Here is a 14,314-nt window from a genome sequence, read left to right as displayed (position 1 = left end):
AGAAATCCACTCCTTGCCGGGACTGACGGTTCTGGCTGCCGTCCTGTCGGCGGTGGCCGATGACGAAAAGCCGATGATTCTTGCCGATCCGGCGATGAAGGCGGTGGTGCAACTTGCCGATCAGGTCGCCGCATCCGAAGCCTCCATCCTGATCACAGGGGAAAGCGGTGTCGGTAAGGAGGTGATGGCCCGTCACCTGCACAGCCGTTCGCGCCGCGCCGACAAGCCCTTCATCAGCGTCAACTGCGCCGCCATTCCCGACAACCTGCTGGAATCCGAACTGTTCGGCCACGAGAAGGGCGCGTTCACGGGCGCGGTCGCCCGCCGTATCGGTAAGTTCGAGGAAGCCGACGGCGGCACCCTGCTGCTGGACGAAATCTCGGAGATGGATGTCCGCCTGCAAGCCAAGCTGCTGCGCGCCATTCAGGAGCGCGTGATCGACCGCGTGGGTGGTGGGAAGCCCGTTCCGGTCAATATTCGCATCATCGCCACCTCCAACCGCGATCTGGCCAAGTCGGTGGCCGAGGGCAGCTTCCGCGAGGACCTGCTGTACCGCCTGAACGTGGTGAACCTGCGTATTCCGTCCCTGCGCGAGCGTCCGGGCGATATCGCGGTGCTGGCCGACCACTTTGTGAAGAAGTACGCCGCCGCCAACGGCATGCCGGTCAAGCCGATTGCCGCCGCCGCTGTGCGGGCCATTACCTCGCATCCGTGGCACGGCAACGTGCGCGAGTTGGAAAACGCCATGCACCGCGCGGTGCTGCTGTCGGTTGGTCCGGAGATCGACGTCGATGCCATCCGTCTGCCCGACGGTCGTCCGCTGCTGGGCGGCGCATCGGCTTCGGCACCGGCTACGACGGCCTATGATCCGGGCGTGGCCGGCAAGGCCGCCCAGATGGCCGATGCGGTCACCCGCAGCTTCGTGGGCCAGACGGTCGCGGAGATGGAAAAGACGCTGATCCTCGACACCCTGAACCACTGCCTCGGCAACCGCACCCATGCGGCCAACATCCTCGGTATCTCGATCCGCACCCTGCGGAACAAGTTGAACGAGTATGCCGAGCAGGGCACAACTATTCCGGCCCCGCAGTCCGGCGTGGCGAACACCTATGGTTCGGCAGGATAGGTAGGGCGATGGATCGGCGCACTATTCTACTGGGAGCGGGGGCGCTGACACTGGCAGGATGTAAGCCTGCCCAAGGCGAACAGGTCGCAGGGCATGCGGCAGACGCCGTCGCCCAAAGTGTGCCCTTGGTGCGCCTCGATTTTTCCGAACTGGAACAGCGATTTAAAGGTCGCCTGGGGCTGGCCTTCCACGTCAATGGCGCGACCAATGGCTGGCGCGCGGAAGAGCGGTTCGTCTATTGCTCGACGTTCAAGATGTATCTGGCGGTCGCGATGTTCGTCAGGGCGCAGAACGGGCTGGAGAACCTCGACCGCGAGGTGCCGATCACGCAGGCGGACATGATCTCCCATGCGCCGATCACCGAAAAGGCGGTCGGCAAGGCCCTGTCGATCAAGGCCCTGATGAAGGGCACGGTCGAGGAGAGCGACAATCCGGCGGCCAATATCCTGCTGCGCGAAATGGGCGGGCTTGAAGCGATGCGCCAGTTCTATCGCGACCTTGGTGACACCACGACCCGAGTGGATCGCTTCGAGCCCGAGATGAACCGTCTGGACGGCGACAAGGACACCATCCAGCCGCTCCAGAGCGTGACCAACATGCAGCGCCTGTTCACATCGGACCAAACGCCGCTGGACGAAACCTCCAAGGCCACACTGTTGCAGTGGATGTTCGACAGCCCGACCGGCGCGGACCGTATCAAGGCCGCCTTGCCCGAAGGTTGGACCGTAGCCCACAAGACCGGAACCGGCGGATATGGCCCTGCTAACGATATCGGCCTGATCTATCCGCCGACGGGTGAGCCGATTGTGATCGCCATCTATTTCCATGGCGGGGCCGGATCGACGCCGCGGGGCAGGGAACAGGCCATCGCCGAAGCGACCCGTACCGTGTTGCGATCATTGGGCCCTGTCTGACCATGGCCGAATCCTGTCATCAGTGGCTGTAATGCAAAGCTGCGCCCCGATAATCCGCCATGGCTGATGCCCCCTTCATGAAGGATGGCATGGCCCGCCCGACAGGGCGGGACGCTTTGGGCTGGCTGATGCGCGGCGAAGTGGGCATGGCTGCCGGTGTGATCGGCGTCATACTGCTGCTGATCCTGCCGGTTCCGGCCTTTATGCTGGACGTGCTGCTGGCCTTCTCTCTGGTCAGCAGTGTGCTGATCCTGATGACCGCCGTGATGATGAAGCGGCCTCTGGATTTCGCCATCTTCCCGACGGTGCTGCTGGTCTCGACCCTTTATCGTCTGGGTCTGAATATTGCCTCGACGCGCCTGATCCTGTCGGGCGGTGACAGCGGCCACGCCGCTGCCGGTGCCATCATCCAAGCCTTTGGCCAGTTGATGATGAAGGGCAATTTCGTCATCGGCATGATCATCTTCGCCATCCTTCTGGTGGTGAACTTTGTGGTCATCACCAAGGGCGCGACCCGTATCGCCGAGGTGTCGGCCCGATTTACGCTGGACGCCATGCCCGGCAAGCAGATGGCAATCGACGCCGACCTGTCCGCGGGCCTTATCACCGAAGAACAGGCCAAGGTCCGCCGTAAGGAGCTGGAGCAGGAATCCACCTTCTTCGGGGCCATGGACGGTGCGTCGAAATTCGTGCGCGGCGATGCCATTGCCGGCCTGATCATCACCTTTATCAACATCATCGGCGGCATGCTGATCGGCGTGATCCAGCACGGCATGTCGGCAGGGGATGCGGCCAACACCTTCATCCAGCTGTCGGTCGGCGACGGTCTGGTGACCCAGATTCCGGCCATCATCGTGTCGGTGGCCGCGGGCTTCCTCGTCACCAAGGCGGGCGTGGAAGGCTCGGCGGACAAGGCGCTGGTGTCGCAGATGGCGACCAATCCGGTGGCGCTGGGCGTGGTGTCGGGCACCTCGGGGCTGCTGGCGCTGATCCCCGGCATGCCGATCATCCCGTTCGCGGCGCTGGCGCTGGGTTCGGGCTTTATGGCGTGGCGTCTGGGCCGTAACCGTCTGAAGCCCGCAGAGGAGGCTCCGGTCGAGGTCGAGGCCAAGCCCGATGTCGAAGAGCCGATCTCGACCGCTCTTGTCATCGACGATGTGAAGATCGAGCTGGGCTATGCGCTGTTGTCGCTCATCAATGATCTGGAAGGCCGCCGCCTGACCGACCAGATCCGCGCCCTGCGTCGCTCGCTGGCGCAGGAGTTCGGCTTTGTCATGCCCAGCGTGCGTATCCTCGACAACATGCGCCTGCCCAATCAGGGCTATGCCATCCGCATCAAGGAAATGGACGCAGGCACCGGCGAGGTCCGTCTGGGTCAGATCATGGCCATGGACCCGTCGGGCCGTCAGGTCGAACTGCCGGGCGAGCATACGCGCGAGCCCGCCTTCGGCCTTCCGGCGACGTGGATTGATGAATCCCTGCGCGAGGAAGCGACCTTCCGTGGCTATACGATTGTGGACCCGTCCACGGTGCTGACCACCCACCTGACGGAAATCCTCAAGGAGAATATGGCCGAGCTTCTGTCCTATACCGAGGTGCAGAAGCTACTGAAGGAACTGCCGTCCGAGGCCCAGAAGCTGGTCGAGGAATTAATCCCCGCCACCGTGACGGTCACCACCCTGCAGCGCGTGCTGCAGACCCTGCTGCGCGAGCGCGTGTCGATCCGCGACCTTCCGGCCATTCTGGAAGGTCTGGCCGAGGCCGCGCCCCATACCAGCAGCGTGACCATCTTGGTCGAACATGTTCGTACCCGTCTGGCCCGCCAGCTGTGCTGGGCCTATCGCGCCGAAGACGGATCACTGCCCATCGTCACCTTGTCGCCCGAATGGGAACAGGCCTTCTCCGACGCCCTGATCGGACCGGGCGAGGACAAGCAGCTGGCCATGGCTCCCAGCCAGCTTCAGGATTTCATCCGCGTGGTTCGCGACGTGTTCGAGCGCGCTGCCATGACGGGTGAAAATCCTGTCCTGCTCACCGGTCCGCAAATCCGTCCGTATGTGCGCTCGATTATCGAGCGTTTCCGCGGTCAGACCGTCGTCATGAGCCAGAATGAAATCCATCCCAAGGCGCGGCTGCGCACGGTTGGTTCTGTCTGATTGAAAGAACGAAGCTAGACAGCTGGCAGTAGAGCGGGAATGGTGGGGCCTATGACAACCCCCTCGCTCCTCAATCCGGCATCGTGGAACTTCATTCGGCAGTCGAAGCCGATCTATCAACGGCTGATGATGCTGTTGGCCGCCGCCTTTGTGCTGCTGGCGATCACCAACATTGCCACCTTCTACATGCTGCACCAGACCTCTGAGTACACCAAGGCGGAGGTGCGCAGTCACCAAACACAGATTGCGGGCTGGAAACTGATCAGCCTGCTGACCGATGCGGAGACGGGTCAGCGCGGCTTCATGCTGACCGCCAACCCCGAATATCTCGAGGTCTACAACAAGGCGCTGGATAATCTGCCGGCTGTTATGGCCGAGATGGACCGCTTGGTGGCCGGTGATCCGGAGCTGGAAAGCACCTACGGAAACGTAAAGGAGCTGTACGACGATCGGATCAAGCTGATGGTGGACACCATCAGCCTGACCCGTCAGGGCCGCGTCGGCGAGGCCGTCAGCGCCGTGCGTAGCGGTAGCGGCAAGGCGATGATGGACGGCATGCGCGAGGAGATCGCCGACATCTCCGAGGTTGTCGAGCGCCGCGCCATCGAGGCGACAAATGCCGCCGCGCAGGCCCGCGCCTATACCATCTTCAGCAGCTTGGTCGCCGGTATCCTCATTGTCATTCTGGCCGCCGTCTGTATCCGCCTGGTCCGCCGTCAGATCACCGATCTGGAACGTGCGCAGGGCGAACTGGACCAAATCAATGCCGGGCTGGAAGAGCAGGTCAGGGAGCGTACCGCCGACCTTGTCCGCGCCAATGAGGAGGTCCAGCGATTTGCCTATATCGTTAGCCACGACCTGCGGGCACCGTTGGTCAATGTCATGGGCTATACGTCAGAGCTGGAGGAGATTTCGCGTCAGGTCGATGGCCTGATCGAGCGCGTTGAAGCCAGCCATCCGGAACTGGTCGATGAAGGGGTTCGACTGGCTATCCGCGAGGATGCGCCCGAAGCGATTGGCTTCATCCGCGCCTCGACCTCAAAGATGGATCGTCTGATCAAGGCTATCCTCCAACTGTCTCGCGAAGGTCGTCGTGACCTTGCCGCGCAGTCGCTGGACATGAAGGCGCTGCTGCAGAATCTGGCCGATGGCATGGCCCATCCGCTGATGGAAAACGACGGTAAGGTCGTCATCGGCGATGTGCCCGACATCGTCCACGACCGTATGGCCATCGAGCAGATTTTCGGTAATCTCATTGATAACGCGATCAAATACCGCAATCCGGAACAATCTTTGCTGTTGTCCATTAATGGAAGCGAGACTGTAGGGGGCTTTGTGGAATTCGAAGTTCGCGATAATGGGCGCGGCATCGATCCCAAGGATCACGAGCGGGTGTTTGAGCTGTTCAGGCGTTCCGGACGTCAGGATCGCCCCGGCGAAGGGGTGGGGCTGGCCTTTGTACGTAATACGGTTCGCCGCTTGGGTGGCTCTATCAGTATCGAGTCTGAACTGGGGCAGGGGACGGCCTTTATCATCCGCCTGCCTCAAGAAATGTCTGTACGCGCGAGTTAAGGTCCAACAACTATGAGCAATTCCGTGAAAATCGTAATGATCGAAGACGATCACGGGCACGCCCGCTTGATCGAGAAGAACATTCGTCGCGCCAACATCGCGAACGAAATCGTTCATTTCGATAACGGCAGCGCGGCAGTCGAATACCTGCTGGACGATACCCGCGAGCAAAAAGGCTCGATCCTGATCCTGCTCGATCTCAACCTTCCGGACATGTCCGGCGTGGATATCCTGCGCAAAGTCAAGGGCGACGAGGCCCTTCGTCGCGCCCCGGTGGTCATATTGACGACGACCGATGACCGTACAGAAATCCAGCACTGCTATGATCTGGGCTGTAACGTCTACATCACCAAGCCGGTGGACTATGACGCCTTTGCCCAGGCCATCCGCCAGCTTGGCCTGTTCCTGTCGGTCATTCAGGCCCCCGTTATCAGCTGACACAAGCGAGATCTCCCTCTGTTTCGTCTCCTCCTCATCGACGATGACCCTGCACTCGGGCGTCTGATCCAGAAGAAATTCCAGCGTGAAGGCTATGTCGTCGACCTGTCGCACGATGGCGATGACGGCCTGACCAAACTGGCCCAAGGGGGATATGACGCCTGCGCGCTGGATCACCACATGCCAGGTCGTGACGGTCTGGATGTGCTGCCCGACATTCTTAAGCTCGAACAGGCACCGCCCGTGGTTTACGTCACGGGTGCACAGGATGGCCGCATCGCGGTGGCCGCGCTCAAGACGGGCGCTGCCGACTATGTGATCAAGGAGGCGAACGACGAGTTCGTCCATCTGCTGGGCCGAGCGGTCCAAGGGGCTATCGAGCGTCGCCGTCTGGCCATCGAGGCTGAAAAGGCTCAGGCCGAGGTTCTGCGCGAGCGCGACCGTGCCGAGGCGCTGCTGCGCGAGGTGAACCACCGCGTGGGCAACTCGCTGCAACTGGTCACCAGCTTCATCCACCTACAGCGCCGCCAGATGCAGGACAGCGCCGCCCAGCAGGCTCTGGCAAAGGTCCAGGCCCGTATCGAGGCCGTCTCGCAGGTCCACCGCCGTCTCTACACCTCCGATGATGTGACGGGGGTACAGCTGGATGCCTATCTGGGCGGACTGATTGATGAACTGTCGTCGTCGATGTCGTCCGATGGCGGCCCTGTGCTGAAGCTGAGCGCGGAGCCCGTGTGGGTCACGACCGATCAGGCGGTGGCACTGGGCGTCATTGTCGCCGAACTGGTCACCAATGCGGTGAAATACGCCTATGCACCGGGGACGGGCGGAGAAATCCGCGTCTCGGCCCATCAGCAGGGCGAGGATGTGGTGGTCCGTGTCGAGGATGACGGCGCGGGTATGGGCGATTCCAATCCCAAGGGCACCGGTCTGGGCAGCCAGATTCTGGACGCCATGGCCACCGATCTGGGTTCGCGGATCACGTTCGAAAGCTCGACCAAAGGCACACGCGCCCAGCTGGTTTTCCGCTCGGGCATGGTTCGCAAGGCCGGTCTGGGGGAGTAGGCTCCCCCTATGAAACTTCAGTTTGGTATCGCGCGCGGCGGGATGGAATACGCCCACCGCGCGGCTGTCTTTGGCATTGCGGAACACAATGGCCTGATCGCCTGCGTTCGTATCGTGCGTGATCGCGGACCCTATTTCGATCTGCCCGGCGGGGCGATCGAAGGGCAGGAGACTGAGGCCGAGGCGCTGGAGCGCGAGTTTCGTGAAGAAACCGGACTGGACGTCACCCCTGTCGATCGCCTGACCGAGGCTTCGCAATATTTCGAGCGGACCGATGGGGTGGCGCTGAATAATGTCAGTGCCTTCTGGACGATGAGGATCGCCGGATCGACCCCCGCCAACAAACAGGAGGCGGATCACCAGCTGGTCTGGCTGTCACCGGAAGAGGCGCTGAAATCAGTGCGCCATGAAGCCCATGCATGGGCGATCACCTGCTGGATGCGCTGGCGCGCGACCCATCCGGAAACTGTAAATCAGGAACAGGCCAAGGGTTAACACGTTCAATTCCTGTAGGCGGCTCGTTTCGAGGCGTCCCGGAAAAGGAGCTAACCCATGGCTGATAAAGACCGCATTGAAGGTGCTGCCAAGAACATCGGCGGCAAGATCAAAGAGGGTATCGGCAACCTGACCGGCGATGAAAAGCTGAAGGCCGAGGGCAAGGCCGATCAGGTCGAAGGTAAGGTCCAAAACGCCGTCGGCGGTGCGAAGGACGCGCTGCGCGGCAAGTAAGCCCCTCCAGACCGACTTCCCCGATTGAAAAAAGGCCGCTCCGAAAGGGGCGGCCTTTTGTTATTTGGTCAGGGTCCGCATCGCCCCGTCCAGCCCTTCGAGGGTCAGCGGATACATCTGCTCTTCTATCAGCTCTTTCAGCAGCGACACCGACTGGGTGTAATGCCAGTGACGTTCGGGCAGGGGATTGAGCCAGACAGACTTGGGCCACTGCTCGCGGGCGCGCTTCATCCACACGGCCCCCGCTTCCTCGTTGAAATGCTCGACCGAGCCGCCAGGGATGGTGATCTCATAGGGGCTCATGCTGGCATCGCCGACGAAGATGGCCCGCCAGTCGCTGTCATATTTGTGGATCAGGTCCCAAGTCGGGATGCGTTCGGTATGGCGGCGGCGGTTGTCCTTCCACACGCCTTCGTAGAGGCAGTTGTGGAAGTAGTAGAACTCAAGGTTCTTGAACTCGGTCTTGGCCGCCGAGAACAGCTCCTCGCACATCTTGATGTGGCCATCCATCGACCCACCGATGTCGAAGAAGATCAGCACCTTCACCGTGTTGCGGCGCTCGGGCCGCATCTGGATGTCCAGCCAGCCCTGACGGGCGGTGCCATCGATGGTGCCGTCGATGTCCAGCTCGTCCGGCGCGCCCGCGCGGGCAAAGCGGCGCAGACGGCGTAGCGCCACCTTGATGTTGCGGGTGCCCAGTTCGACGCTGTCGTCGAGGTTCTTGAACTCGCGCTTTTCCCAGACCTTTACCGCACGGCCATGACGGCCCGGCCCGCCGATGCGTACGCCCTCGGGGTTATAACCGCCGTGGCCGAACGGGCTGGTGCCGCCCGTTCCGATCCATTTATTGCCGCCCTCGTGGCGTTCCTTCTGCTCCTCGAGGCGCTGTTTCAGCGTCTCCATCAACTTGTCCCAACCGCCCATGGCCTCGATCTCGGCCTTTTGCTCGTCGGTCAGGTATTTCTCGTTGAGGAGTTTGAGCCAGTCCTCGGGAATGTCGGTGGTCAGGTCCTCGCCCGCGCCCACAGTTTCCAAACCCTTGAACGCCTTGCCAAAGGCTTGGTCAAAGCGGTCGTAGTGCTTTTCGTCCTTGACCAGAACCGCCCGCGACAGGTGGTAGAAGTCGTCCACCTTTCGTCCGGTCACGCCCTTGTCCATGGCCTCCATCAGATGGAGCCATTCCTTCATGGACACAGGAACCTTGTGATCGCGCAGGGCGGTGAAGAAGGGCAGGAGCATGGGTTTAGCTTAGCGAAATATCAGCCGTTGGCGAGCGTCATACGGCGCGGCGCAGGATGAACTCCTGATCGATCCACTCGCCGACCGGATAGCCATAGCCGCCGACCTTCTCGAAACCATAGGCGGCATAGAGTTTCTGAGCCTTCAGATTGCCGCTCCAGACGCCTATCCACAGCGCGCCTGCGGTGCGCTCTTCCATCCACGCAAGCGCCCGTTTCAGCAGTTCGGTGCCAAGGCCCAGCCCTTGCGCCTCCTTGCCGACATAGAGGCGGCGCAGTTCCATCTCGCCCGCCTTCGCATCCTCATGCGGCAGGTCGTTGGGACCGGCATGGCACAGGGCGATGATCTGGCCGTCGCGCTCGGCGATCCAGAAGACGCAGTCGTTGTCGTGAATACGCGGGCGCAACGCCTCGGGGCTGAAGCTCTTTTGGAAAAAGGCTTCCAGATCGTCCGCCGGATAGGGGATGCCGAAACCGTCGACAAACGTCTCCACAAAGGTGCGGCGGCTGAAAGCCGACAGGGCGTCGAGGTCGCGGTCTTCGGCGGGGCGGATCACGTAATCACTCATGGGGCCAGTCTAGTGCCCACGACCATCCGCGCCAATGGGCCACCGGTTTTGCAACCCTTGCGGGTTGCGACTGTCACATCAGGCGGCTAACCATCGAACGCTGATTTAAAACCTGCGGGAAGGGTGAGGGATTCGGCGCGGCGGCGAGAGGGTCGCCATATCCAGATCCACCGTGAATGAGCTTGGAAACCCAACAGCACCGGAATGATGGCGTTGCCCGATACGGCGACATCATCCTTGCGCGTCACGGGCAACCGGCTCTGTCCCGCAAATGCTGGCTGTCGGCGGACCAGTACCGCCACTGGTGGGGGCTGTACGACGAAGGCGGCCTGAAGGCGGGGCAGGCGACACCCGACAGCATCATTGATACGGCCCGTCAGGCGGGGATCATCTACGCCTCCACCTTGCGTCGCGCACAGGAAACCGCCGCCGCGGTCGCGCAAGGCAAGGGCATCCAGACCGATGCCATTTTCGTCGAGGCTCCGCTGCCGCCGCCGCACTGGCCGGACTGGTTCAAGCTGCCGCCGCGCTTCTGGGGTGTGGTGGCGCGGTTGTGGTGGCACGCCTTTGACCACCACGATGGACAGGAAACCCGCCGCGAGGCCGAGACCCGCGCCGGTCGCGCCGCCGACCTGTTGATCCACAGCGCATCCGAAGGCCACGACGTGCTGGTTCTGGCCCACGGCTATTTCAACCACATGATCGGGCGTGCGCTGAAGGCGCGGGGCTGGAAGCTGGTCCACAATCAGGGCTTCAAATACTGGTCCCAGCGGCGATATCGGCGCGGATAGGCGCATTTCCTGTTGGCAGGGCGGGCTAAGGATTGAACCGCCTGCCGCACGGCTCTAGTTTGCCGCCCATGACCGACACCAATGCCAACACCGTTCCTGCTGACCTCAGCTTTGAAGACGCCCTGCAAAAGCTGGAGGGCATCGTCTCGCGTCTGGAATCCGGTCAGGCCGGTCTGGAAGAATCCATCACCCTGTACGAGCAGGGCGCACAGCTGAAGGCCCACTGCGAGGCCCGTCTGAAGGCCGCGCAACTGCGTGTCGAAAAGATCGTGGTCGGCCCCGACCAACAGGCGACCGGCACCCAATCGGCCGACTTCGGTTGATCGCGTCGTGACGATTCTGGCGGCAAACTCGCCCGAGCAGGCGGTAATCGACCGTGTGGCCGAGGTGGCCGATCTGGTCACGGTGGCGCTCGACAAACTGCTTCCGCGCGGCTCCGGCCCCGAGGCGCGCCTGACCGAGGCCATGCGCTATGCGGCGCTGGGTCCGGGCAAGCGCCTGCGTCCCTTCTTCACCATGGAGACGGGCCGACTGTTCGACCTCGACGAGGGCGAGCTGCTGCGTGCGGCCTGTGCGCTGGAATGCATCCACGCCTATTCGCTGGTGCATGACGACCTTCCGGCCATGGACGACGACGACATGCGCCGTGGCCGTCCGACTGTGCACAAGGCTTATGACGAGGCGACCGCCATTCTGGTTGGCGATGCGCTGCAATCGGCGGCGTTCGAGATCATGGTGGATGAAGCCACCCACGCCGACCCCGCTGTCCGCTGCGAGCTGGTGCGCCGTCTGGCGTTCAACTCGGGCGCGGAAGGCATGGCTGGTGGTCAGATGATCGACCTGATGGGCGTGCGTGACGATCTGGGCGGGGTGGCGCGGATGCAGCGCCTGAAGACCGGTGCCCTGTTCGCCAACGCCTTTGAAATCCCGCTGATCATGGCCGATGCCAGCGATGCCCAGCGCCACGCGCTTCTGGGCTTCGCACACGACATCGGCCTAGCCTACCAGATCGTTGATGATGTTCTGGACGCCGAAGGCTCGGCCGAGGAAATGGGCAAGGCCGCGGGCGGCAAGGATGCCGCTCTGGGCAAGACCAATTTCGTGACCCTGCTGGGCGTCGATGCGGCGCGACAACGCGTCGCGCATCTGGCCGATCAGGCCCGCGCGCACCTTGATCTGTTCGGCCACGATGCCGACATCCTCAAGGCCAGTGTGGATCTGGTGCTGAAGCGCCGCTCATAATCCATCGTTTCTGCACAAGACTTTGATACGAACCGCCACAGCCCTTTGGGGGTTATGGCTATTATCGACCTTCGCGTCCCAGCCTTTGAAGGCTATTAAGCCCCTATGCCGAATACCCCTCTGCTCGACACCGTGAAATTTCCCGCCGACATGCGCGGATTCGATATCCCGCAGCTGAAACAGTTGGCGGACGAGGTGCGGGCCGAGACCATCGATGCTGTCTCGGTGACGGGCGGCCATCTGGGCGCAGGACTGGGCGTGGTGGAACTGACGGTGGCGCTGCACCACCTGCTGGAAACGCCCAAGGACATCCTGATCTGGGACGTCGGTCACCAGTGCTATCCGCACAAGATCCTGACCGGACGCCGCGACCGTATCCGCACCCTGCGTCAGGGCGGTGGCCTGTCGGGCTTCACCAAGCGTTCGGAAAGCGAATACGACCCGTTTGGCGCGGCCCACGCCTCGACCTCGATCTCGGCGGGTCTGGGCTTTGCCGCTGCCCGCGATCAGCAGGGCGATAACAACAAGGTCGTGGCCGTCATCGGCGATGGCTCGATCACGGCGGGCATGGCCTATGAGGCGATGAACAACGCCATCGAGGCCACCAACGGCCAATTCATGGTCATCCTGAACGACAACGACATGTCGATCGCCCCGCCGGTCGGGGCCATGAGCGCCTATCTGGCCAAACAGGTGTCGGGTGACGCCTATCAGCGCGTCCGCAACTTCGGCAAAAAGTTCGTCGACCACATGCCGCGCCCGATCCGCGAGACGGCTCGCAAGGCCGAGGAATACGCACGCGGCATGGTCGCGGGCGGCACCTTCTTCGAGGAGCTGGGCTTCTACTATATCGGCCCGATCGACGGTCATGACATGACCCATCTGGTGCCGGTGCTCCAGAACGCGCTGAAGATCACCGACAAGCCGGTTCTGGTCCACGTCGTGACGCAAAAGGGCAAGGGCTATGCCCCCGCCGAGAACAGCGCCGACAAATACCACGGCGTGGTCAAATTCGACGTGGAGTCGGGCAAGCAAGCCAAGCCGATCTCGAACGCCCCCAGCTACACCAAGGTGTTCGGCACCGAGCTGATCAAGCACGCGCACCGCGATCCCAAGATCGTCGGCATCACCGCCGCCATGCCCTCGGGTACCGGCATCGACCTGTTCGGTCAGGCCTTCCCTGATCGTGTGTACGATGTCGGCATTGCCGAACAGCACGCCGTGACCTTCGCAGCCGGTATGGCTGCCGACGGCATGAAGCCGTTCTGCGCCATCTATTCCACCTTCCTCCAGCGCGGTTACGATCAGGTAGTCCATGATGTGGCCATCCAGTCGCTGCCGGTGCGCTTTGCCATGGACCGTGCGGGTCTGGTGGGGGCTGATGGGGCGACCCACGCCGGATCGTTCGACATCGGCTTCATGGGCGCTCTGCCGGGCATGGTGCTGATGGCTGCCGCCGACGAGGCCGAACTGGCCGCCATGATCGCCACCTCGCTTGAAATCGACGACCGCCCGTCGGCCTTCCGTTATCCGCGCGGTGACGGTGTAGGCGTGGAAATCCCAGAACTGGCGAAGCCGCTGGAAATCGGTAAGGGCCGCATCGTCAAGGAAGGCACCAAGGTCGCCATCCTGTCGCTGGGCACCCGCCTGCAGGAAAGCCTGAAGGCCGCCGAAACGCTGGAACAGGCCGGTATCTCGACCACGGTCGCCGACGCCCGCTTCGCCAAGCCGCTGGACGAGGACCTGATCCTGCGTCTGGCACGCGAGCATGAAGTGCTGATCACGGTGGAAGAGGGGGCTATGGGCGGCTTCGGTGCCTTTGTGCTGCAGATGCTGGCCGAAAAGGGCGCTCTGGATCGCGGCCTCAAGATCCGCACCATGCACCTGCCGGACATCTTCCAGGACCACAACAGCCCCGCCGCCATGTACGACGAGGCTGGCCTTAATGCGAAACACATCGCCGCCAAGGCGATTGAGGCGTTGGGTTAAAAGCCTTTAAGGCAAGACGTTAATAGGCCACTCGCTACGCGAGTGGCCTTCTTTCTTGAAGGGATCAAAATAGTACGCGGTACACATTCCCTTCCGTATCTTCGGCGAAGCCAAAGCCGTTAGCGGTACCCCCGCCCGTTACGAACTCGATATCAAAGCGAGTGCCGTTAACGCATAAAGCGATAGCTCTGCCGGGATTTTGTCCTCCACCAGAACGTACTGTGGTGCCCGTTCCGAAAACGGATACGTTTCGCGCGAAGAGGCTCGTAGAGCTGAAGCTGGTTTCGACTCCAGCCGCCGAACTCCATTCACCGTTACAACCCGTCCCATCTGGTAGACTGAAGCTAAGTGTGCCGTTGTTACCAATTATGCCATTGATGGTGGCCGTAATGATATGCGGAGGTTGAGCTTCTGAAGCGGGGCCACTTACCGGATAAAGTCGAGCAGTTGTCGAGCAGCCGCAAAGAGAAATAGCAGCTACGACG

General features: G+C 62.1%; 14 protein-coding genes. 12 read left to right on the top strand and 2 right to left on the bottom strand.

Annotation, left to right across the window (positions count from 1 at the left end):
* The 8 genes from Q0Y42_RS07885 to Q0Y42_RS07850 all read left to right on the top strand — a co-directional run.
* Positions 1–1,126, top strand: a 1,126-nt coding sequence (locus tag Q0Y42_RS07885; protein WP_297802032.1) for a sigma-54 dependent transcriptional regulator, incomplete at its 5' end; no start/stop codon positions are given.
* An 8-nt stretch (positions 1,127–1,134) separates the two neighbouring features.
* Positions 1,135–2,040, top strand: coding sequence for a class A beta-lactamase (bla, locus tag Q0Y42_RS07880; RefSeq protein WP_297802030.1), 906 nt, complete (start codon positions 1,135–1,137; stop codon positions 2,038–2,040).
* A gap of 59 nt (positions 2,041–2,099) precedes the next feature.
* Positions 2,100–4,196: a flagellar biosynthesis protein FlhA gene (flhA, locus tag Q0Y42_RS07875; protein ID WP_297802027.1), complete on the top strand. Its 2,097-nt coding sequence runs from the start codon at positions 2,100–2,102 to the stop codon at positions 4,194–4,196.
* A gap of 51 nt (positions 4,197–4,247) precedes the next feature.
* Positions 4,248–5,768 carry a CHASE3 domain-containing protein gene (locus tag Q0Y42_RS07870; protein WP_297802025.1) on the top strand — a complete coding sequence of 507 codons (1,521 nt, stop codon included), beginning with the start codon at positions 4,248–4,250 and terminating at the stop codon, positions 5,766–5,768.
* Positions 5,769–5,792: 24 nt separating this feature from the next.
* Positions 5,793–6,206, top strand: a complete 414-nt coding sequence (locus Q0Y42_RS07865; RefSeq protein WP_366108193.1) for a response regulator — start codon at positions 5,793–5,795, stop codon at positions 6,204–6,206.
* A gap of 18 nt (positions 6,207–6,224) precedes the next feature.
* Positions 6,225–7,271, top strand: coding sequence for a histidine kinase dimerization/phosphoacceptor domain -containing protein (locus Q0Y42_RS07860; RefSeq protein WP_297802037.1), 1,047 nt, complete (start codon positions 6,225–6,227; stop codon positions 7,269–7,271).
* Between the two features lie 9 nt (positions 7,272–7,280).
* Positions 7,281–7,766 (top strand): NUDIX domain-containing protein, encoded by a 486-nt coding sequence (locus Q0Y42_RS07855; RefSeq protein ID WP_297802022.1) that lies wholly within the window; start codon positions 7,281–7,283, stop codon positions 7,764–7,766.
* 57 nt (positions 7,767–7,823) lie between these two features.
* The gene (locus Q0Y42_RS07850) at positions 7,824–8,000 is read left to right on the top strand and encodes a CsbD family protein (RefSeq protein ID WP_297802020.1); all 177 of its coding nucleotides are present in this window, start codon (positions 7,824–7,826) and stop codon (positions 7,998–8,000) included.
* 60 nt (positions 8,001–8,060) lie between these two features.
* On the opposite strand, the gene Q0Y42_RS07845 is transcribed toward Q0Y42_RS07850, so the two are convergent.
* Together Q0Y42_RS07845 and Q0Y42_RS07840 are read right to left on the bottom strand one after the other, a co-directional pair.
* On the bottom strand, positions 8,061–9,239 hold the full coding sequence (locus tag Q0Y42_RS07845) for a VWA domain-containing protein (RefSeq protein WP_297802018.1): 1,179 nt from the start codon (positions 9,237–9,239) through the stop codon (positions 8,061–8,063).
* Between the two features lie 37 nt (positions 9,240–9,276).
* Positions 9,277–9,807 carry a GNAT family N-acetyltransferase gene (locus Q0Y42_RS07840; protein ID WP_297802016.1) on the bottom strand — a complete coding sequence of 177 codons (531 nt, stop codon included), beginning with the start codon at positions 9,805–9,807 and terminating at the stop codon, positions 9,277–9,279.
* 176 nt (positions 9,808–9,983) lie between these two features.
* Between Q0Y42_RS07840 and Q0Y42_RS07835 the strand changes: the two genes are divergently transcribed.
* The 4 genes from Q0Y42_RS07835 to dxs all read left to right on the top strand — a co-directional run bounded on the left by Q0Y42_RS07835 (position 9,984) and on the right by dxs (position 13,829).
* Entirely contained in the window at positions 9,984–10,598 is a 615-nt protein-coding gene (locus Q0Y42_RS07835; RefSeq protein ID WP_297802014.1) for a histidine phosphatase family protein, read from the top strand.
* 68 nt (positions 10,599–10,666) lie between these two features.
* The gene (locus Q0Y42_RS07830) at positions 10,667–10,921 is read left to right on the top strand and encodes an exodeoxyribonuclease VII small subunit (protein WP_297802012.1); all 255 of its coding nucleotides are present in this window, start codon (positions 10,667–10,669) and stop codon (positions 10,919–10,921) included.
* Positions 10,922–10,928: 7 nt separating this feature from the next.
* Positions 10,929–11,840 carry a polyprenyl synthetase family protein gene (locus Q0Y42_RS07825; protein ID WP_297802010.1) on the top strand — a complete coding sequence of 304 codons (912 nt, stop codon included), beginning with the start codon at positions 10,929–10,931 and terminating at the stop codon, positions 11,838–11,840.
* Positions 11,841–11,945: 105 nt separating this feature from the next.
* Entirely contained in the window at positions 11,946–13,829 is a 1,884-nt protein-coding gene (dxs, locus tag Q0Y42_RS07820; RefSeq protein ID WP_297802008.1) for a 1-deoxy-D-xylulose-5-phosphate synthase, read from the top strand.
* Positions 13,830–14,314 lie beyond the last annotated feature (485 nt).

Origin of the sequence: uncultured Brevundimonas sp., from assembly GCF_947305955.1 — a bacterium.
Classification (GTDB): Bacteria; Pseudomonadota; Alphaproteobacteria; order Caulobacterales; family Caulobacteraceae; genus Brevundimonas.
The sequence above is the reverse complement of the archived record's forward strand: the minus strand, read 5'-3'. Positions and strand labels throughout refer to the sequence as shown.